This window comes from Citrobacter sp. RHBSTW-01013 (genome assembly GCF_013781985.1).
In the GTDB taxonomy this organism is placed as follows: Bacteria; Pseudomonadota; Gammaproteobacteria; order Enterobacterales; family Enterobacteriaceae; genus Citrobacter; species Citrobacter braakii.
Map to the genome: position 1 here is coordinate 2,492,912 of NZ_CP056185.1, position 20,980 is coordinate 2,513,891.

Genomic DNA, 20,980 nt, shown 5'->3' on the forward strand with positions numbered 1-20,980 from the left:
TCTCGTCCACGGGTGCAGAGGGTGATAATGCGGTCGCAATATTTTCTTAAGAACTGGCGTATAGTGTGTTGGTTAAATCCAACTCTCAGTCAGGAAGATATTATGTTGAAAAAAGGCGTATTAGCGTTGGTACTGGTCATCGGCATGCCGGTTTTTGCAGCCGAGCACTGGATTGATGTTCGCGTTCCTGAACAGTATCAACAGCAGCATATTCAGGGGGCGGTCAACATTCCATTAAAAGAGATGAAGGCGCGTATCGCTGCTGAAGTTCCTGATAAGACCGACACCGTGAAGCTTTACTGCAACTCCGGGCGTCAATCGGGGCAGGCGAAGGATATGTTGACGGAAATGGGCTACACGCAGGTGACCAACGAAGGTGGCATCAATCAGATAGCGCTTCCTAAAGTAGAGAATCAATAAACCGCTCGCATTCCTTCTGCTCCAGGCGGTAAGAATAATGCCGCCTGTTACAGCTCAGGTAGTTGATAAGTAAGAATTGACCCCTATCTTTACTTCCTGTTTGTTATAATTTCTTCGGTTCCTTCAGCAAAACGGGATGGCGATGAAGCGACTTAAAAATGAACTCAATTCGCTGGTTAATCGCGGCGTAGACCGGCATTTGCGCCTGGCTGTCACCGGACTTAGCCGTAGCGGTAAGACAGCGTTTATTACCGCGATGGTAAACCAGTTACTCAATATTCATGCCGGTGCGCGTCTGCCGTTGCTCAGTTGCGTGCGCGAAGAGCGTCTGCTCGGCGTTAAACGGGTTCCACAACGCGATTTTGGTATTCCGCGCTTTACCTATGATGAGGGACTGGCGCAGCTGTATGGCTCACCGCCGACCTGGCCGACACCTACGCGCGGCGTGAGTGAAATACGCCTCGCGCTGCGCTACAAATCCAATGATTCATTGCTGCGCCACTTTAAAGACACCTCCACGCTGTACCTGGAAATCGTCGATTATCCGGGGGAGTGGCTGCTCGATTTACCGATGCTGGCCCAGGATTATCTCAGCTGGTCGCGGCAAATGACCGGATTATTACAGGGACAGCGGGGCGAATGGTCGGCAAGATGGCGGCAGTTATGCCAGGGGTTGGATCCGCTGGCGCCTGCTGATGAAAACCGTCTTGCGGAAATCGCTGCCGCCTGGACGGAGTATCTGCACCAGTGCAAGCAGCAGGGACTGCATTTTATTCAGCCGGGCCGTTTTGTTCTGCCCGGAGATATGGCGGGCGCTCCTGCGCTGCAGTTCTTCCCGTGGCCGGACGTTGATGCCTGGGGGGAATCGAAGCTGGCGCAGGCAGACAAACACACCAATGCAGGCATGCTGCGCGACAGGTTTAATTATTACTGTGAAAAAGTCGTGAAGGGATTTTATAAGAATCACTTCCTGCGCTTTGACCGTCAGATTGTGCTGGTCGATTGTCTGCAACCGCTCAACAGCGGGCCACAGGCGTTTAATGACATGCGTCTGGCGCTCACCCAACTGATGCAAAGTTTCCATTATGGACAGCGCACGCTGTTTCGTCGGCTGTTTTCCCCGGTGATCGACAAACTGCTGTTTGCCGCCACCAAAGCCGACCATGTGACGGTCGATCAGCACGCCAATATGGTGTCGTTATTGCAGCAGTTGATCCAGGACGCCTGGCAAAACGCTGCGTTCGAAGGTATCAGCATGGATTGTCTGGGACTGGCATCAGTACAGGCAACCACCAGCGGCCTGATCGATGTGAAAGGCGAAAAGATCCCGGCGCTGCGTGGTCATCGTCTGAGCGATGGTGAACCGCTAACCGTTTATCCGGGGGAAGTGCCCGCGCGTTTACCTGGACAAGCATTCTGGGACAGCCAGGGCTTTCAGTTTGAGGCGTTTCGCCCGCAGGTTATGGATGTTGATAAACCCTTACCGCATATTCGTCTTGATGCCGCGATGGAGTTTTTAATAGGAGATAAATTGCGATGAGCGAGCCGTTAAAACCGCGTATCGATTTCTCAGGTCCGCTGGACGTGGAACAAAACGCGGCGTTTAAAGCGCAGCAGATGTTCAATGAAACAGAGGCGCAGACTTTTTCTCCGGCGACAGTGGATGAACCTCTGCAAGACGAAGGTCAGGCTGAGGCCGTCATTGATGCGGCCCTACGCCCCAAACGCAGTTTGTGGCGCAAAATGGTGATGGGCGGGTTGGCGCTGTTTGGCGCGAGCGTTGTCGCTCAGGGCGTACAATGGACCATGAATGCCTGGCAAACTCAGGACTGGGTCGCGCTGGGAGGATGTGCCGCTGGCGCATTGATTATCGGCGCAGGTGTCGGATCGGTTGCGACCGAGTGGCGTCGGCTATGGCGTTTGCGCCAGCGTGCACACGAGCGCGATGAAGCGCGTGATCTGCTCCACAGCCATGGAACCGGAAAAGGTCGTGCATTTTGTGAAAAGCTGGCGCAGCAGGCGGGTATCGATCAGTCCCATCCGGCGCTACAGCGCTGGTATGCCTCAATTCATGAAACGCAGAACGATCGAGAAGTCGTCAGCCTGTATGCCCATCTTGTGCAGCCGGTGCTGGACGCGCAGGCCCGACGTGAGATTAGCCGTTCAGCGGCGGAGTCCACGCTGATGATTGCCGTCAGTCCGCTGGCATTGGTGGATATGGCGTTTATTGCCTGGCGAAACCTGCGGCTGATTAATCGCATTGCATCGCTGTATGGCATTGAACTCGGTTATTACAGCCGCCTGCGTTTGTTCCGCCTGGTGCTGCTAAATATCGCTTTTGCCGGGGCCAGTGAGCTGGTGCGGGAAGTGGGAATGGACTGGATGTCGCAGGATTTAGCCGCCCGCTTATCGACGCGTGCCGCGCAGGGTATTGGCGCGGGGTTATTAACGGCGCGTCTGGGTATTAAAGCCATGGAACTTTGCCGACCGCTACCGTGGATCGATGACGATAAGCCACGACTGGGCGATTTTCGCCGTCAACTAATTGGTCAGGTGAAAGAAACCTTACAAAAGAACAAATCTCCGCGCGAAAGTTAGCTAAAAATTGGGCGCCAGTCGTTTAACTTTACGTCCCGGCGCCTGATTTTCCAGCGAGCTGTCAATATTTGTTGACAGAGTTCTTCCTGCAAACCCAATACTGTCTTATCATTTAATACATAATCCCTTGTCCAGGTGAAGGTTCCTATGCGTTTGGAAGTCTTTTGTGAAGACCGACTTGGTCTGACCCGCGAATTGCTCGATTTACTGGTGCTGAGAAGCATTGATTTACGCGGTATCGAGATTGACCCCATCGGGCGGATTTACCTCAATTTTGCGGAACTGGAGTTCACCAACTTCAGTAGTCTGATGGCTGAAATCCGCCGTATTTCAGGGGTTACGGATGTGCGTACCGTGCCCTGGATGCCTTCCGAACGAGAACATCTTGCGTTGAGTGCGCTGCTTGAGGCGTTACCAGAACCGGTCCTTTCTCTGGATATGAAAAGCAAAATCGAGATGGCGAACCCTGCGAGCTGTCAGCTTTTCGCGCACACTCAGGATCGGATGCGCAATCATACCGCCGCCCAGTTAATCAATGGGTTTAACTTCCAGCGCTGGCTCGAAAGCAATCCGCAGGATTCTCATAGCGAGCATGTCGTAATTAACGGACAGAACTTCCTGATGGAGATTACGCCTGTCCATTTGCAGGGTGAAAATCAGGAGCAGATGCTGACCGGTGCTGTTGTCATGCTGCGCTCCACCATCCGGATGGGGCGTCAGCTGCAAAATATGACTACGCAGGATTTGAGCGCGTTTAGCCAGATTATTGCCGTCAGCGCCAAAATGAAACACGTAGTGGAACAGGCGCGTAAGCTGGCGACACTGAGTGCGCCGCTGCTGATTACCGGTAATACCGGCACCGGCAAAGATCTCTTTGCCCATGCCTGCCACCTGGCAAGCCCGCGTGCGTCGAAGCCGTATCTGGCGCTGAACTGCGCGTCAATTCCTGAGGATGCGGTCGAAAGTGAGCTGTTTGGCCATGCCCCGGAAGGCAAAAAAGGCTTCTTTGAGCAGGCGAATGGCGGCTCGGTTCTGTTAGATGAAATTGGTGAAATGTCGCCGCGTATGCAGACCAAATTGCTGCGTTTTCTCAATGACGGCACGTTCCGCCGCGTGGGAGAAGATCACGAAGTTCATGTTGATGTCCGCGTGATTTGCGCGACGCAAAAGAACCTTGTGGAAATGGTGCAGAAAGGGCTTTTCCGTGAAGATCTCTATTATCGTCTGAATGTACTGACGCTAAATCTGCCGCCGCTACGCGATTGCCCGCAGGATATTATGCCGCTTACCGAACTGTTTGTGGCGCGCTTCGCCGACGAGCAGGGCGTGCCGCGTCCGAAGCTGTCTGCCGATCTCAGCACGGTGTTAACCCGCTACGGTTGGCCGGGCAACGTGCGTCAGCTTAAAAATGCCATCTACCGGGCGCTGACCCAGCTTGAAGGCTATGAGCTGCGGCCGCAGGATATTTTACTGCCGGATTACGATGCGGCAACGGTTGCAGTCGGAGAAGAGGTGATGGAAGGATCGCTGGATGAAATTACCAGCCGCTTTGAACGCTCTGTGCTGACGCAGCTTTATATGAATTATCCCAGCACGCGCAAACTGGCCAAACGCCTTGGCGTTTCGCACACCGCGATTGCCAACAAATTGCGTGAATATGGCCTGAGCCAGCAGAAAAAAAGCGAAGAGTAACGCGGTAAATGAAAATGCCTCCCTGCGGAGGCATTTTTGTATGCAGACGTGGTTTAAGCTTTCAGTACGTCCAGCGCAGCAGTGTAGTCTGGCTCGTTGGTGATTTCATTGACCAGTTGGCTGAAAACGACGTTGTCATTTTCATCAATAACGACCACGGCACGTGCGGCCAGACCTTTCAGTGGGCCTTCAGCGATTTCTACGCCGTAGTTTTTCAGAAATTCTGCGTTGCGCAGGGTGGACAGCGTGATAACGTTGCTCAGACCTTCCGCGCCGCAAAAACGTGAATGGGCGAATGGCAGGTCGGCCGAAATGCACAGTACGACGGTATTGTCGATTTCTGTCGCCAGTTGGTTAAACTTACGTACCGATGCCGCACAAACGCCGGTATCGATGCTTGGGAAAATATTCAGCACTTTGCGCTTGCCTGCGAACTGGCCCAGCGTAACGTCAGACAGGTCTTTAGCCACAAGGGTAAAAGCCTGAGCTTTGCTTCCAGCCTGAGGAATTGAGCCGGCAACTGTAACCGGGTTGCCCTGGAAATGAACGGTTTGTGACATGGTTATCTTCCTGTTTACATATAGTTAACGTCGAGGCTAGTTTATGCCATCAGCAGTTAACACGGCAAACGCTATTTGCGGATATCCGCTTCAGGGACTGCATTAAGGAAAGCAAATGAGAACAGTTAAGGTGTATGAGGAAGCCTGGCCGCTGCACACTCCCTTTGTTATTGCCCGTGGGAGCAGAACCGAAGCGCATGTGGTAGTGGTTGAAGTGGCAGAAAACGGCGTCACGGGTATCGGCGAGTGCACACCGTATCCGCGCTATGGTGAAAGCGATGCCTCAGTGCTGGCGCAAATTATGAGCATTGCCCCACAACTGGAAAATGGACTGACGCGTGAAGAGCTGCAAAAGCTGCTGCCAGCGGGAGCCGCGCGTAATGCTGTGGACTGCGCGTTGTGGGATCTGAGTGCGCGTCAACAGCAATTGTCACTGGCAGAGTTGGTGGGAAGTGAGCTGGCGGAAGTGGTGACGACGGCGCAAACCGTGGTGATTGGCACGCCGGAACAAATGGCGGTGAGTGCGGCTGCACTGTGGGAAAATGGCGCGAAACTGCTAAAAGTTAAACTGGATGCGCGCTTGATTAGCGAGCGGATGGTTGCTATTCGTGCCGCAGTCCCTGATGCAACGATTATTGTCGACGCCAATGAATCCTGGCGGGCAGAAGGTCTGGCGGCGCGCTGCCAGCTGCTGGCTGATTTAGGGGTGGCGATGCTGGAGCAGCCGCTGCCAGCGCAGGACGATGCCGCATTGGAAAATTTTGTGCATCCGCTGCCGATCTGCGCAGATGAAAGCTGCCACACCCGCAGCAGCCTGAAAGCGCTGCACGGGCGCTATGAAATGGTCAATATCAAACTGGATAAAACAGGCGGCCTGACGGAGGCGCTGGCGCTGGCAACCGAAGCCCGCGAGCAGGGATTTACGCTAATGCTGGGCTGCATGTTGTGTACTTCCCGGGCGATTGGCGCGGCGTTACCCCTTACGCCGCAGGTTAAATTTGCCGATCTTGATGGCCCGACCTGGCTTGCCAGCGACGCGGAGCCGGCCCTGCATTTTACGACCGGACAACTTCATCTCTAGGGTGCCAGCGCAGGAGATTGGACATGGCCAGCAGGTATTTCTCGCTCGCTTCATCTGAAGAGATGGGCGGAAATTCGGCGGTTATACAGTGTAAGTTCAGGTCTGCGCACCAGCTTCCAAATGAGCCGGGCGTTTCATAACCTACGCTGGTGACGAGGGGTAATTCAAACGACTGCGCCAGCCACGCGCCTAATTCGCTGCGTCTGGGATCTTCAATACAGGCCAGCGGATCGTGAAAAGAGACCACCCACGCAGGATGAATTCGGTGAATAAGCTGGCACAGCGCCTGGGTTTCTGGTTCTGAGCCCGGATTTTCGCCGGTCAACAACACCACATCGCGTTCTTCTGCGCTGCTGTTCCAGCGATACACCGTTTCACCCGCTTTCCAGTTGGCAGCGGGAAAGTTACGGTTTAGATCCACTCCGTTCGCATTTGCGCGCAGCCCGAGCTGGCAACCGTCAGGGTTAACCGCCAGCACCACATGGTGACGACGTAAGGAAGGATTAAGCGTACGCAATGCGCAGGAAAGGGTGACAACCGATGCGTTTTCGTCGCCGTGCGTTCCTGCCAGTATCAGACCGCTTTCACGATCGGCCGCCATTGCGGGAAACCAGATTAGCGGCGCGCCTAATAATGAACGTCCGTAATGTTCGGTTCCAGGTGGGAATGCGCCGCGCTCGGCACGGGGTCGGGTAACGGTCATAGTCATCTCTGAATGCGTGGATTGTTACTCGCAGTGTTGTGCAAAATGTATGGATAATCAAATCGTTTTCACACACTTATCTTTTCAGATGTAATATTATTTCCTTGTCGAAAGTTAATTGCATTTCCTGCTGGCGATACAAATAATTACACATTCACTTAGTAGCCGGAATTGAGGGTATTTTATGCAGCATTCTGTTTCAGTAACCTGTTGTGCGCTATTGGTAAGCAGCATTTCATTATCCTGGGCTGCTGATGTTCCCAGCGGAACGGTACTGGCAGAAAAGCAAGAACTGGTGCGTCATATCAAAGACGAACCGGCGTCATTGGATCCGGCAAAGGCCGTCGGGCTTCCTGAAATTCAGGTTATTCGTGATTTATTTGAAGGGCTGGTCAACCAGAATGAGAAGGGCGAGATTGTGCCCGGTGTTGCCACTCAGTGGAAAAGCAACGATAACCGTATCTGGACGTTTACGCTGCGCGATAATGCGCAATGGGCAGATGGTACGCCGGTAACGGCACAGGATTTTGTCTATAGCTGGCAGCGTCTGGTTGACCCGAAAACGCTGTCGCCGTTTGCTTGGTTTGCTGCGCTGGCGGGTATTAACAACGCACAGGCGATCATCGATGGAAAAGCCTCGCCAGATAAGCTCGGCGTTAGCGCGATCGATGCGCGTACATTGAAGGTCCAACTGGATAAACCGCTGCCCTGGTTTGCCAATCTGACGGCGAGTTTTGCTTTCTATCCGGTACAAAAAGCTAACGTTGAGAGCGGTAAAGATTGGACCAAACCGGGTAATCTAATTGGTAACGGCGCCTATGTGCTCAAAGATCGTGTGGTGAACGAAAAACTGGACGTTGTGCCGAACACGCATTATTGGGACAACGCCAAAACGGTGCTGCAAAAAGTCACCTTCCTGCCTATTAACCAGGAATCGGCAGCGACCAAGCGCTATCTTGCTGGTGATATCGATATTACCGAGTCGTTCCCGAAAAACATGTATCAGAAACTGTTGAAGGACATCCCGGGCCAGGTTTATACCCCGCCGCAGCTTGGCACTTACTACTATGCCTTTAATACCCAGAAGGGACCGACTGCCGACTCACGCGTGCGCCTGGCGCTCAGCATGACTATCGATCGTCGCCTGATGGCAGAGAAGGTTCTGGGTACCGGCGAAAAGCCCGCATGGCATTTTACGCCGGATGTAACGGCAGGGTTTGTGCCGGAACCTTCACCGTTTGAGCAAATGAGTCAGGAAGAGCTGAACGCGCAGGCGAAAACGCTGCTGCGTGCGGCGGGCTATGGTCCACAGAAACCACTTAAACTGACGCTGCTGTATAACACCTCTGAAAATCATCAGAAGATTGCTATTGCTGTCGCGTCTATGTGGAAGAAAAATCTCGGCGTTGACGTGAAACTGCAAAACCAGGAGTGGAAAACTTATATCGATAGCCGCAATACCGGCAATTTTGATGTGATCCGCGCCTCGTGGGTGGGCGATTACAATGAACCATCTACGTTCCTGTCGCTATTAACATCAACCCATACGGGCAATATCTCCCGCTTTAATAATCCGGCGTACGATAAAGTGTTGACCCAGGCAACCCTGGAGAATACGCAGAAAGCGCGCAATGCTGATTATAACGCCGCGGAGAACATTCTGATGGAACAGGCTCCCATTGCGCCGATTTATCAGTACACCAACGGGCGTTTAATTAAACCGTGGCTGAAAGGGTATCCGATTACTAACCCTGAAGATGTGGCTTATAGCCGCACAATGTATATTGTGAAGCACTGATATAGCTGGCCTGTTCGGGACGTTGCATTGGCGATTTCCCGAACAGGCAAGGCTGTGGGGAAGGTGAGTCATGAAAGCAATGGAAAAGGTATCACCCAATAGAATGGGTTACACTGTATAAATACGAATGTCGTGCGCCTGAAACGCCGTGGCATACTCTTTGCTGATATTTTCCTCGACGACAATTACATCGATATTGCTGCTTTCGGTAACGACATAACGGGCGACAGCCGGGATTTTTTCAGCCGTCAGCGCGACAATAGTTTCATTACACTGTTTGATCACCGCTTTTTTGAACTCACAATCCGCGTAATCAAATCCGGTTAAGCCGGATTCTGGCGACATCGCGCAGCCGCCAATAAATCCCTGATCGAATAAAATGCCCTGCACCTGCGAGATAGCGGTGGCACCCACGCACCCTCCAGAAGATCGTTGCACCGCGCCGCCCAGCATAATGACATCAAACAGTGGTTTTTTTAGTAAAACGGCGGCAATCTCCGGGGAATTTGTTACCACAGTTAACGCCAGCTCGGCGGGTAGGGCTTCAGCCATCGCCAGATTAGTACTGCCCGTGTCGATAAAAATGCAGCTTCCGGATTTGACCATCCGGGCGCATCTCTGCGCGATATTGCTCTTTTTCGCCACATTAATACTCTTGCGCACGGTGATGTCTTCGGATTCAGGGAGTGCAATGACCGCGCCGCCATAGACTTTTTTACACACGCCGTCTTTACTCAGTTCATGCAGGTCGCGGCGGATTGTATGTTCCGAAACGCCTAACCTGCTGGCGAGTTCGGAACAGATGACTCTGCCGTTTTCCTGCAGGATCTGATAGATAAGCGCCTGGCGCTGTTCAGGGAATGCTGCGTAATCGAGCATCAATACTCCAGTGAAATAAACATCGAGCAATAACAAGCATAATTGTGCATTATGGTTCACGATGTCAACATCCCTTTAGGGAACCTATTGTTTGGATACAACAAGAAGAGGTTAGCTATGAAGGTTGCGCATGTGGCGTTATGGACACGGGATCTTGAGCAACAAGCTCAATTCTGGGTCACGTTTTTTGACGCAAAGATCAACGAAAAATACTGCAGTAAAACCAATCCTGGATTTGAATCCTATTTTGTCAAAATTGGTGAGGATATCGCGATTGAGTTAATGACTAAGCCTGGACTGACAAAACATGCTCCCGACAATAACACCTCAGGCTGGGTGCATCTCGCCATTTCAGTTGGCGGCAGTGAAAACGTTGATGCCATGGCGATGCATGCAAAAGAACAGGGGATATTAGTTTCTGACCCGCGCACCACCGGTGATGGCTATTACGAAGCGGTGATACGCGATCCTGACGGCAATTTGATTGAAATTGTGGCCTAAGGCTTCACGCCATCTCCAGTAGAAATGTTGTACCTGTTACCGACTATTGATGAGCATGATTCATAAGGTTGTCCTTCTTTTCACCTCTAATCACCCGCCTGTCGAGTCTCTATAATTTTTATAGTTTTCAGCATCGGTGGCGCGTGCTGCCACCGTTTTGGAGAGTCTAAATGCAAAATCAACGGAATACCGTCTCCAGCGCCGGCGCGGAGATTATGAATCAACAATTTGATGGTAACAGCGTCTTTCCTCGCGGAGAGAAAAATGAAGCGTATGCGAAATATTTCACTGGCGACAGCTATCTGACCATGCTCTCCATGGAAGGCGTGGTCATTGGTAACGTAGCATTTGAGCCGGGCTGTCGTAACTTCTGGCATATCCATCATCAAGGGGGACAAATCTTGCTGGTGACCGGCGGCAGAGGCTGGTATCAGGCGTGGAATCAACCGGCGCGTGAACTGAAAACCGGTGATATAGTACACATCCCGGCGGGAATGAAACACTGGCACGGCGCTGCGCGTGATAGCTGGTTTGCCCATATCGCTGTGGAAATCCCGGCAGCTGGCGCATCGAACGAGTGGCTTGAACCGGTAAGCGACGCTGAGTACAACCTGCTCCCCTGAGCTGTGCGGGGCACGCGTTCTGCAGGTAAAGAATCCGATGCCCGAAGTGAATCAGTTTGACCTGATTATTGATACAGTTCCGTATCTGTATGACCTGAATCCGTATATTCCAACGCTGGCGCTGGTACTGCTTTGTCATTGATATTGCCTCATTGAAATAAGTGCAGAAAAAAGACGCGGATTTCCGCGCCTTTTCTTTTGTTAGTGTGTCGATGGCGATACTTCAGGATTATCCATATACAGCGTCTGGCTGGGGAACGCAAAGTCGGCGTCGTGTGCCTTGACTATCGAAATAATCTTTAAATAAACGTCCTGCTGTACCGCAAGCCATTCCTGCCACACGGTGGTTTTCGTGAAGCAATACACCATGATATTCAGCGATGAATCGGCGAATTCATTAAAATAAACCAGCAGGGTTTGTTTCTGGTCTATTCCCGGATGGTTTTGCAGCATTTCTCTGACCGACTCGACAACGGCACTGACTTTATCAGCATCTTCATATCGTAACCCGATCACCGTTTTGATGCGGCGATTCGTCATCCTTCCTGGGTTTTCTACGCTGATAGAGGAGAAAATCGAGTTCGGGACATATAACGGACGATGATCGAAGGTGTTTATTTTGGTCATTCGCCAGCCGATTTCCGTAACTGTACCTTCAATATTGCGGTCCGGGGAGCGGATCCAGTCGCCGATGCTAAAGGGTCTGTCGAAGTAGAGCATAATCCCTGAGAAAAAGTTGCTCAGAATGTCTTTGCCTGCCATACCTACAGCGATACCGCCGATGCCGCCGAAGGTTAACAGGCCGGATAAGCTCATACCGAAATGTTCGCCATACAGCAAAATGATGGCAACCACGATGGTAATCTTGATGATTCGCGACAGGATCCTCGCGCTGGTGATATCTCTGCCTTTATTAATCTGCGTCTTTTCAAACTGATTAATTACCAGAAAAAGTTTGATGGTAAGGATCAGCGCAATCAACGAGGTGCAGATAAAGTCGACCACGCTGGAGGAGATAAATTTCAGGCTGTAATTTTCGATAACGTTATTAGCAATACTGCCTAACGTCCCGATGATAATGGCATAGACAAGAAATTGCGCGGCATGAAATATGAATCCTTTGCAGCGACGCTCTCCACGATGATACCAGACGCTCATCAGAACCAGCGCGGCACAGCAGCTGAGAATTACCGTCAAATTAAACGCATTATTTATAAACAGTTCAGCGATCATGATTCTTCCAACAGCTCCGTGGTAGTGAAATATCTTCTGATATCCTAATCCTCGAATATTTTACTCAGTTCTGGCGGTCAGATCATTAATCCATAGGGGAGATATATAATGCAATTAGCGCTATTTTCGGCGAAATAGCGCTGGTATCCACCCTGAAAGCGGTTTATGTAGCAGACAGTCAGTTGATGTCATGGTATTGTTAGCGCAAAGTAACAAGGTTTTCATCTGCAAAAGGACAGTACTATGATCATGGCTAAGCTGAAGACAGCGAAGGGACGGAAGTTTCTGTTGTGCCTGCTTGGGGTGTTTATTATTGCAGCGTCGGTCGTGACGCGAGCGACGATCGGTGGTGTGATTGAACAGTATGACATTCCGCTATCCGACTGGACCGCTTCAATGTACGCCATTCAATCGGCAATGATTTGTGTCTACAGCATGGTGTTTACGATTCTGTTGGCTATCCCGCTGGGAATCTATTTCCTCGGCGGCGAAGAGCAACACTAAGCGTTTGTTATGCCGGATGAGATCGCCATCCGGCATTGAGTTGTGTGGTTAATCGTCTTCTTCATCATCCAGTTCAACTGGCGTCTGATATTCATCCGGCTTGATGACCAGCAGGTCGCAGCGTAGGTGATCGATAACCTGTTCAGCGGTGTTACCAAGGAACGCGGCAGAAATACCGGTACGGCCGACGGTACCCAGTACTACAATACCCGCCTGCAAGTGCTCGGCTAAATCAGGAATGACCTCTTCAGGCAATCCTTTTTCAACGTGCGTCACTTTCTCATCGATACTGAATTTCTGGCGCAACGCCTTCATGGCCAGCAGATGCTGTCCACGGATCGCGTCGTTATAAACGCTGGGGTCAAACTCAGGTAGTTCAATTGCTATATTGATTGGCGTAACAGGGTAGGCGCCAACCAGATGCACTTCAGTATGGTTAACCTGTTCTGCTAGTTGCAGCGTCTCTTTGACCAGTTTTTCATTGAGCGCGTTGTGATAAGGCTCTTCACTGGCGAGGTTCACCGCAACCAGAGCTTTACCCTCTTCAGGCCATGGCTGGTCTTTAACCATCCATACCGGGCTTGGACATTTGCGCAATAAATGCCAGTCGGTAGGCGTGAAAATTACGGCTTCGAGGCGGTCGTGTTGGTGTGCCATTTTGAGGACCAGGTCATGCTGAGCGCTAATGACTTCCTGGATGATGGCTTCAAAGGGACGGTTGTGCCATACCACTTTAATTTCAAGAGGGATCCCTGCTTCGATGTAGTATTTTGCTTGTTCACGGATCCATGCTGTTCGCTGGCTGATGACCCCCTGACGCATTGCCGTACGCTCATCGGGCGACAGCAGGGTAGTCATCTCGTAGGAAAAGTCATAGATTGGCAAAAAGGCTTTAATTTTGCCACCAATCCGTTGATGCAAATAAACAGCTCGCCGTAATGCTGGTTGATCGTCCTGGTTTGGATCGATGACGACCAGCATATTTTTATACATAGCCATACAGGGTCTCCTTACAACTGTCATCGCAGTTTGTAATTAAAAGAGTAACCCAATAATGTGGATTGAAACAGGGGAGAACCTCCTGCCAGATCAATAAATCGGGAAAATTTAGCGATTTGACAGAAGGATAACAGAAATGCTTGCGGAAAGATTACGCAACGTTACGCGTGTGGCCAGCAAGAACTGCCAGCGCGTCGCTATTCTCAATAGTTATGTATTTGCCTTTCACTGCCAGCATACCGCTTTTCTGGAAACGACCCAACAGGCGGCTGATGGTTTCAACCGTCAGACCCAGGTAGTTACCGATGTCGCCGCGGGTCATGGTCAGGCGGAACTCACGAGGCGAGAATCCGCGCTGGGCAAAGCGGCGAGACAAGTTGTAGATAAAGGCCGCCAGGCGCTCTTCTGCATTTTTCTTCGACAACAGCAGGATCATATCCTGGTCGCCTTTGATTTCGCCACTCATCAGACGCATCATCTGCTGACGCAGATTCGGCATTTTTCCGGACAGGTCATCAAGGGTTTCGAAAGGAATTTCGCAAACCATTGAGGTTTCCAGCGCCTGGGCAAAGCTCGGGTGATGTCCGCTGCCGATCGCGTCAAAACCGACCAGATCACCTGCCAGATGGAAGCCGGTAATTTGCTCGTCGCCTTGTTCGGTAATGGTATAGCTTTTAATCGTTCCGGAGCGGATAGCGTAGAGTGATTTAAGTTCATCACCTGCTTTAAAGAGCGTTTGCCCCTTTTGGATAGGCTTTTTGCGCTCGATGATGTTATCGAGCTGGTCAAGCTCATGCTCGTTAAGTGTGAACGGGATGCAAAGCTGGCTGATGCTGCAATCCTGGCAATGGATAGCACAACCGCCAGACTGAATGCGCCGTATAATTCGCTTTTCCGGGATCATAGGTCTGCTCAAGCCGTAATTGATATTTGTCAATTTTAACATCTTTTTGGTGAGCACGTAAGCCTGAGCTACTCCCAATAGAGAATAATTCAGGTATAACCGGAATGAATGTTTGTAACTCCTTGATTAACCGCATTAAATTTGTGGTCACATTATGCGAAAGTGTGACGAATAAGGCATTAATTGCCTGGAATCTAGAGTAGCAAATAACCTTCGTGACGCAATAACCACTCTTTTCGCTGCACGCCGCCAGCATATCCAGTCATGGTGCCGTTACGCCCAATGACGCGATGGCAGGGGACCACAATGCTTACCGGGTTGGCGCCATTGGCCGCACCGACGGCTCTTGCAGCACCGGCGCGCCCTAACTGTTCGGCCAGTTGACCATAGTGCATGACCTGCCCACACGGGATAGTGCGTAATGCTTGCCAGACTTCACGCTGGAAAGGCGTGCCAGCCGTTGCCGTTTCCAGCGTGTCAATAATACTGAGATTCCCGGCAAAATACTCCGACAGTTTATCGCTTAATCCGCCAGGGTTTTTGGCTGGAATACGCTGATAACCTTCTGTGCGGTAATGAATATCCAGCAATTGTTCCATGCGATCGCGGTGCTGATCCCATTCCACCGCGCGCAGGCGAAATTGCTCATCACAAATAACCCACAGCGGGCCCAGCGGCGTGTCGATGGTATCTTCCAGTAAGTTCAGCATCCGTTTCTCTCATTACAGCGTTCAGGCGAGGTTACACATTATCACGCCAGCGACAGTCGCAGCTATACCCCTAAAAACGGATATCTGTATGTCGTGAGTAGATCTTTTCAGCGGAGCGAGCCGGGTGAATTATTGGAAATAATCGTAAACCGTTGTCGGTATAATAGTGCGCGGTTATGATAATGCTCGTCGTAATTCGCTGGAGGAAGAAACATGAATCTTGATGATGCTTCGCTGTTTCTGGATGCTATGGGGGATGTCCAACCGCTGAAGGGCTGCGCCGATGTACACTGGCAGCCAACGCGTAATATCCGCACTCCAGCGCGTATCGATACGCTTCAACTGGATAACTTTCTCACGACGGGGTTTCTCGATATTATCCCGTTGAACGAGCCGCTGGAGTTTCGTCGCGAAGGTTTGCAGCACGGCGTGACTGACAAACTGCGAACCGGAAAATATCCGCAGCAGGCGAGCCTTAATCTCATCCGCCAGCCCGTAGAAACATGCCGCCAGATGCTATTCAGTTTTATTCTGCAGGCACAGCAAGATGGATTACGTAACGTGCTGGTGATACACGGTAAGGGGCGTGACGATAACGCTCATGCCAATATTGTTCGCAGCTATGTGGCGCGCTGGCTGACAGAATTTGATGACGTCCAGGCCTACTGCGCCGCTTTGCCGCATCACGGCGGCAGCGGGGCATGCTATGTGGCATTACGTAAAACCGCGCAGGCAAAACAGGAAAACTGGGAGCGTCACGCTAAGCGCAGCCGCTGAGCCACGTATTCATCAGGCGGCCAATACTCTGTTCCTGCCTTCGTGCTTGGCTTTGTACAACGCGTCGTCCACGCGTTTGAATAATTCATCAATACTTTCGTTCGTTTCGTGCCGCGCAACGCCAATGCTGACGGTAAAGCGGGGAAGACCAGGGAGAGTAACCTTGGCTACCGTTGCGCGGATCACTTCTGCAAGATTGAGGGCGACATCCAGCGAGGTTCGCGGCAGCAGCAGCACAAATTCTTCACCACCCCAGCGAAAAATAAGATCGTCTTTTCGTGCACAGGATTCCAGTGTGCGGGCCAGAGCGCAAAGCACTTCATCGCCTTTTAAATGACCGAAGAGATCGTTAATGCTTTTAAAACGATCGGTGTCGATCAACAACAGACTGTAGTCCTGCGTCAATGATACCGCATGCGTCTGCTCCGGCTCGGTTACCTGATAAAAATGTCGGCGATTAAGTAATCCCGTTAAGGGGTCACGCAGAGCGGCATGCTCAAGCTCCTGTTCCAGCCGTTTTTGTTCGGTAATGTCATGAATAATGCACAACATGAGTTTATTACCGTAAATTTCAATCGGTCCGGCGTAGGTTTGCACATGACGTGAGGTGCCGTCTGCCAGTTTATGGACAAAGTGCAAAGGCTTATGGCCGCCGGGCAGATGGGCGATTTCATGCATCACCGGCAATATATGGCGGCCCAGCATGTTGATCTCCCAGGTATGTTTCTGGCACATCACATCAAGGTTGTAACCATAAAAATTCAGGGCACTGAGGTTTGCATCAACGATCAGGCCATCGCGGGACGGATCAATCAGTAACATTGGCGCGGAGTTGGTCTGGAAAAAACGCGCATAAAAGCCCTGTTTTTTTCGTTGATAAGTTGCTGAACGGCTGGCTTTCAGACCTTGCGCAGTAGGCGTTTCAATGCCTTCGAAAAGGATAACATCCCCCACGCCCGGCAGAGATTTAATGGACAGGCGGCTGGCCAACGCGATTTCCTCACCATCGCGGTAAACCGTGAGGATCTCAACAACGTGATGATGATTGCTCAAGTCACTGAGATACATGGTTAAATCATTTTGAGAATGCGTTGAGAATATGCCCTTGCGCAGTGGGGAAAAACAGAGATCCTGCATTAGCTCACGTGCAACGATATTAGCGAACACCAGTTCTTCGGTTTGTGGCGAAACAATCCACACCGGAAAGGTTAACAAATCCAGTGAATGCAGCTCGGTTGTGCTCATCGATAATCCCGTTATCTTTATCTGCTGTGTTGCCCGTTTAATGGCGAAAATTTTAGATATTACAGTCTCACAAAGTTATTGATTGTCGGTGAGACAAGGGTTGTACGACTGGCTTTTGTTTGATGCTGTTTTCTGATTGGATCAGTTCATGAATCTTATGCGCTGGCAGCGGTTTTGCAAACAGGAAACCTTGCAGCATGCTACATCCCATCTGGGTAAGAAGTAATTCCTGCTCCTGGGTTTCTATTCCTTCAGCCACCACGCGCATATTCATGGAGTGAGCTATGTCAATAATGGTAGACACAATTTTTGTATTTTTACTGTTCTCGCTAATATCTTTGACAAATATCCTGTCGATTTTTAATTCCCGTGCCGGAAGTGACTTCAACATCAGTATATTTGAATAACCAGTGCCGAAATCATCAATAGAAACGGTGATCCCCAAAGCAGAGAAAGCATTCAGGATTTCAATACTGCGTTTTAAATTTTTAAGTGCAGTGCTCTCCGTGAGCTCCAGCGTGAGACAGGCAGGTGAAAGTTGGTATTGCGCCAGGGCGTTGCAAACAACATCAATAATATCATGCTGTTCAAACTGGGCGGGGGAGAGGTTAACGGCGAGCGTCCATTCTGTATTCCCTTGTAATGTCCACTGATGCAACTGCAAACATGCCTGTTGGATAACCCATCTGCCGACGGGAATAATCAGGCCCGTTTCTTCCAGCGCAGGCAGAAATTCAGCCGGTAGCAGCATGCCGCGCTCCGGATGATGCCAGCGTAATAACGCTTCAAAACCAGTCAGGGAATGATCTCCAGCGGTATATTTAGGCTGATACCATAGCTCAAACTGGTTGCGTTCAAGCGCTTGTGAAAGTTCCTGTAGAAATGTCGGCGGCGTATCAGCGATAGCTTCCATCTGGGGACTATAAATAGCCCAGCCGTTTCTGCCCGCCTGTTTGACATGATACATCGCCATATCGGCCTTCACTTTTAGCTCATGCAGTGTCGAGCCATGTTCGGGATAAATACTGCTCCCCGCACTTAACGAAACCCGAATGGTATGACCGAATAAGGTAAAGGGGTCACCGATCGCATCTGAAATTCGCGCAAGCAAGGCGGAGATAGCCTGCTGGTTGCAGTCTGGAACCAGCAAGATAAATTCATCTCCCCCCAGTCTTGCCAGCGTCATTGAATCATCAAGGCAACTGTAGATACGCTGTGTACTGGCAATCAGCAGTTGATCGCCGATGTGATGCCCCCAGGTATCGTTAACGACTTTAAAACGATCGAGGTCGATAAATACCAACGCGAAATGCTGTTGATGCAATTTGGAATGCCGCAGGCAGGCCTGTAAGCGGGTATCTATTTGCGTTCGATTAGCTAGTCCGGTCAGCGCGTCGAAGTGGACCTGATGTTCAAGCTGGCAGTTCAACTGATGCAGGTTGTCAGCCAGTCGGGAAGTGCGCAGTTGTGAATCCACCATTGAGACGACCAGCATGATACCCAAAATAATCAGCGTGACGGCGCAGACCCAGACAGAGAGTTCCAGCGTACTGAGCCCATCGTGCGCAGTGTGTCCAAAATGGGTGAACGTTGCCGCTCCCATACCGGTGTAATGCATAGAAGCAATTGCCAGCGCCATAATGAGGGCAGCAATAAGTCGGTTAATCAGCACGCGACGGGTGTTTTGGCGTAAATGGAAGGCGAGCCATAAACCTACGCCGGATGCAACGACGGCAATAATTACAGAGAGCAAAATCAGCGAGCGATCCCATGAGATGGCCACATGTTCGATAATGGCATACATGCCAACGTAGTGCATCGTGACAACGCCGGCACTCAATATGCTGGTGGCAATGACCAGTCGTTTTGTTGATAGCGTATTACCGGAAATAGCGATATTGATGGCGAGGGTTGCAGAAATGAGCGCAATAAAGAACGAAAACGCGGTGAGTGATAGGTGATAATTGATCGGCATAGTCATTTTCATGGCCAGCATACCGATAAAATGCATCGACCAGATCCCCATACCCAGCGTAGCGCCGCCAGATAGCCGCCAGAAGGTAGATTCACGTTTGCTGGAGATTGCTACCTTACCCGCACTGTCGAGGGCAATAAAGGAGGCAATAAACGCGACAACAAAGGAAATCCCAATCAATACAGGGTCCCACGACACGTGCAACATCTTACTACCTATCGAAAAAAAGCCGTGATGATAAATCTAGCAGGTTTTGTCCAGTTAACCTGATAAAACCAGGAATGTTCTTGTGTTTTTACAATGAGTATTAGAGCGAAGAGCAAGATATTGAAAATGACAAGCCATTACTTATATAAACATTCATAAAAATTATGTTTCTGTGTGTTTTATGCTCGTCACGTGCTCGCCATCACAATAATCTGATGGTGGGGAACATTACCGCCATTGGCGGGATAAAGTGCTGACCTATTATGAATGGCTAGTGTAATTTATTGACTTAAGTAAAAGGGCTGCTGGCTCTCATTGAAAGTTCAGCTTTCGTCACAGAGCAATGGAAATCTGTATTGCAGATGCTATAAAAATAACATCCACGTTATTTCTTGGTGCACAGGGTTAAAATGTTAAATGATATTAGCGTCAGAACCTTTATTGTTTTATTTCTGCTCATTACAGCGGTTGCGCTCAATGTTGTTGAAATGATTTTTTCGGCTACCCCAGAAATTATTATTGGCACTAATGCGGTAAGCATTATTTCTATATTATGTTTGTGGTGGTACATGACGAAATATCTGGTCATGCCGATTAATACGGTTAAAAGAAGCATTGAAGAAGTAACATCCGGGAATCTGGCAATCAGTATTCCCGAATTTGGTAATAACTGTGCGGGTAGACTAATTCCTGGCATCAATAGCTTATCAAGTAATATTTCAGCACTCGTTAATGAGATCAGAACATCCTCGCAAACGGCGATGACGCTTTCTGAACAGCTGGCGGAACGCAGCGCCGAGCTTTCAGTGAAAACAGAACAGCAATCCGGAGCATTAATGCAGACGGCTGCCAACATGGATGAAATAGCGGTTAATACGCGAAATAATGCTGATAACACGCAAATAGCCAGCGCCCAGGCAACAATTGCCACGCAATGCGCCCGTCAGGGTGGCGAATTAATGGTGCAGGTTGCGACAAATATGCGTTCAATCACCGAATGCGCACAGCAAATGACAGAAATTATTACGCTGATAGATGGTATTGCATTCCAGACCAATATTCTGGCATTGAATGCTGCTGTGGAAGCTGCAAGGGCCGGTGAACATGGCAAAGGTTTTTCTGTGGTGGCCGGTGAGGTAAGAATGCTTGCACACCGCAGTGCAGATGCAGCTAAGAATATTAAGCAACTGATTGCCCAAACCCATCAAAATGTTCAGCAAGGCGCTGCTATTGTGCGTGAAGCTGAGAAAAACATGCATGATATTGTCGGGGGGGCCGGGCAATTAAACCAACTGATGGGCGAGATATTAACCACTACGCAGGAGCAGGAGAAAGGAATAATCAGAATTACCCATGCTCTGGCCGAACTGGAGAACGTCACCCAAAGTAATGCCATTATGGTTGATGAGCTTTCTGACTCCTCAGGTATCCTGAAAAATCAGGTGATTGACCTTCAATCGCGAACGCATAAATTTCGCTTAAGTCATGCGATTGAATTAGAGAGACGCCAGCGGGCCTGAGACGGGCATCTCGTAACCAGCGCCGCATTCGTCGGCGCTTTTCTTATTATC

20 protein-coding genes are annotated in these 20,980 nt (G+C 50.4%); 11 read left to right on the top strand and 9 right to left on the bottom strand.

Translation table 11 applies throughout. From position 1 onward, the window contains the following. The first annotated feature begins 102 nt into the window (after nt 1–102). The 4 genes from pspE (at nt 103) to tyrR (ending at nt 4,710) form a co-directional block, all read left to right on the top strand. Nucleotides 103–420 (top strand): thiosulfate sulfurtransferase PspE, encoded by a 318-nt coding sequence (gene pspE, locus HV350_RS12105; RefSeq protein ID WP_103283784.1) that lies wholly within the window; start codon nt 103–105, stop codon nt 418–420. A 142-nt stretch (nt 421–562) separates the two neighbouring features. Further along, a complete protein-coding gene (locus HV350_RS12110; RefSeq protein WP_016153215.1) occupies nt 563–1,960 on the top strand; it encodes a YcjX family protein in 1,398 nt (465 codons plus the stop codon). Then, on the top strand, nt 1,957–3,018 hold the full coding sequence (locus tag HV350_RS12115; RefSeq protein WP_016153214.1) for a YcjF family protein: 1,062 nt from the start codon (nt 1,957–1,959) through the stop codon (nt 3,016–3,018). The genes HV350_RS12110 and HV350_RS12115 overlap by 4 nt, the downstream gene beginning before the upstream one ends. Nucleotides 3,019–3,165: 147 nt before the next feature. Further along, nucleotides 3,166–4,710: a transcriptional regulator TyrR gene (gene tyrR / locus HV350_RS12120; protein ID WP_016153213.1), complete on the top strand. Its 1,545-nt coding sequence runs from the start codon at nt 3,166–3,168 to the stop codon at nt 4,708–4,710. A 53-nt stretch (nt 4,711–4,763) separates the two neighbouring features. On the opposite strand, the gene tpx is transcribed toward tyrR, so the two are convergent. Further along, complete coding sequence (gene tpx, locus HV350_RS12125; protein WP_016153212.1) at nt 4,764–5,270, bottom strand: thiol peroxidase; 507 nt, start codon at nt 5,268–5,270, stop codon at nt 4,764–4,766. Between the two features lie 115 nt (nt 5,271–5,385). Here tpx and ycjG point away from each other — a divergent pair, with 115 nt between their 5' ends. Continuing rightward, nucleotides 5,386–6,351, top strand: coding sequence for an L-Ala-D/L-Glu epimerase (ycjG, locus tag HV350_RS12130; protein WP_153690324.1), 966 nt, complete (start codon nt 5,386–5,388; stop codon nt 6,349–6,351). Here the strand turns inward: ycjG and mpaA are convergent. Continuing rightward, entirely contained in the window at nt 6,326–7,054 is a 729-nt protein-coding gene (gene mpaA / locus HV350_RS12135) for a murein tripeptide amidase MpaA (RefSeq protein ID WP_016153210.1), read from the bottom strand. The genes ycjG and mpaA overlap by 26 nt on opposite strands. A gap of 184 nt (nt 7,055–7,238) precedes the next feature. Here mpaA and mppA point away from each other — a divergent pair, with 184 nt between their 5' ends. Continuing rightward, nucleotides 7,239–8,852 carry a murein tripeptide ABC transporter substrate-binding protein MppA gene (gene mppA, locus HV350_RS12140; protein ID WP_016153209.1) on the top strand — a complete coding sequence of 538 codons (1,614 nt, stop codon included), beginning with the start codon at nt 7,239–7,241 and terminating at the stop codon, nt 8,850–8,852. Between the two features lie 108 nt (nt 8,853–8,960). Here mppA and HV350_RS12145 read toward each other — a convergent pair whose 3' ends face one another. Continuing rightward, nucleotides 8,961–9,731 (bottom strand): DeoR/GlpR family DNA-binding transcription regulator, encoded by a 771-nt coding sequence (locus HV350_RS12145; RefSeq protein ID WP_065554831.1) that lies wholly within the window; start codon nt 9,729–9,731, stop codon nt 8,961–8,963. A gap of 117 nt (nt 9,732–9,848) precedes the next feature. Between HV350_RS12145 and HV350_RS12150 the strand changes: the two genes are divergently transcribed. Continuing rightward, the gene (locus HV350_RS12150; protein ID WP_181630555.1) at nt 9,849–10,232 is read left to right on the top strand and encodes a VOC family protein; all 384 of its coding nucleotides are present in this window, start codon (nt 9,849–9,851) and stop codon (nt 10,230–10,232) included. A gap of 215 nt (nt 10,233–10,447) precedes the next feature. Next, complete coding sequence (locus HV350_RS12155; protein WP_181630659.1) at nt 10,448–10,855, top strand: cupin domain-containing protein; 408 nt, start codon at nt 10,448–10,450, stop codon at nt 10,853–10,855. 201 nt (nt 10,856–11,056) lie between these two features. On the opposite strand, the gene HV350_RS12160 is transcribed toward HV350_RS12155, so the two are convergent. After that, nucleotides 11,057–12,088, bottom strand: coding sequence for a mechanosensitive ion channel family protein (locus HV350_RS12160; RefSeq protein ID WP_016153205.1), 1,032 nt, complete (start codon nt 12,086–12,088; stop codon nt 11,057–11,059). Nucleotides 12,089–12,331: 243 nt separating this feature from the next. Here HV350_RS12160 and HV350_RS12165 point away from each other — a divergent pair, with 243 nt between their 5' ends. Continuing rightward, entirely contained in the window at nt 12,332–12,592 is a 261-nt protein-coding gene (locus HV350_RS12165) for a DUF2534 family protein (RefSeq protein WP_003020403.1), read from the top strand. Nucleotides 12,593–12,640: 48 nt separating this feature from the next. On the opposite strand, the gene uspE is transcribed toward HV350_RS12165, so the two are convergent. From uspE to ogt, 3 genes are all read right to left on the bottom strand, one after another. After that, complete coding sequence (gene uspE, locus HV350_RS12170) at nt 12,641–13,591, bottom strand: universal stress protein UspE (RefSeq protein ID WP_016153204.1); 951 nt, start codon at nt 13,589–13,591, stop codon at nt 12,641–12,643. 151 nt (nt 13,592–13,742) lie between these two features. Then, complete coding sequence (gene fnr, locus HV350_RS12175; RefSeq protein WP_003020397.1) at nt 13,743–14,495, bottom strand: fumarate/nitrate reduction transcriptional regulator Fnr; 753 nt, start codon at nt 14,493–14,495, stop codon at nt 13,743–13,745. 194 nt (nt 14,496–14,689) lie between these two features. Beyond that, nucleotides 14,690–15,205, bottom strand: a complete 516-nt coding sequence (gene ogt / locus HV350_RS12180) for a methylated-DNA--[protein]-cysteine S-methyltransferase (RefSeq protein WP_181630557.1) — start codon at nt 15,203–15,205, stop codon at nt 14,690–14,692. Nucleotides 15,206–15,418: 213 nt separating this feature from the next. Between ogt and smrA the strand changes: the two genes are divergently transcribed. Next, the gene (smrA, locus tag HV350_RS12185; RefSeq protein ID WP_016153202.1) at nt 15,419–15,982 is read left to right on the top strand and encodes a DNA endonuclease SmrA; all 564 of its coding nucleotides are present in this window, start codon (nt 15,419–15,421) and stop codon (nt 15,980–15,982) included. Between the two features lie 12 nt (nt 15,983–15,994). Here smrA and HV350_RS12190 read toward each other — a convergent pair whose 3' ends face one another. Beyond that, a complete protein-coding gene (locus HV350_RS12190; RefSeq protein ID WP_016156622.1) occupies nt 15,995–17,227 on the bottom strand; it encodes a sensor domain-containing diguanylate cyclase in 1,233 nt (410 codons plus the stop codon). Between the two features lie 67 nt (nt 17,228–17,294). After that, the gene (locus HV350_RS12195; protein ID WP_181630558.1) at nt 17,295–19,409 is read right to left on the bottom strand and encodes an EAL domain-containing protein; all 2,115 of its coding nucleotides are present in this window, start codon (nt 19,407–19,409) and stop codon (nt 17,295–17,297) included. 410 nt (nt 19,410–19,819) lie between these two features. Between HV350_RS12195 and HV350_RS12200 the strand changes: the two genes are divergently transcribed. Further along, nucleotides 19,820–20,929 carry a methyl-accepting chemotaxis protein gene (locus tag HV350_RS12200; RefSeq protein ID WP_181630559.1) on the top strand — a complete coding sequence of 370 codons (1,110 nt, stop codon included), beginning with the start codon at nt 19,820–19,822 and terminating at the stop codon, nt 20,927–20,929. The last annotated feature ends 51 nt before the right edge of the window (nt 20,930–20,980 follow it).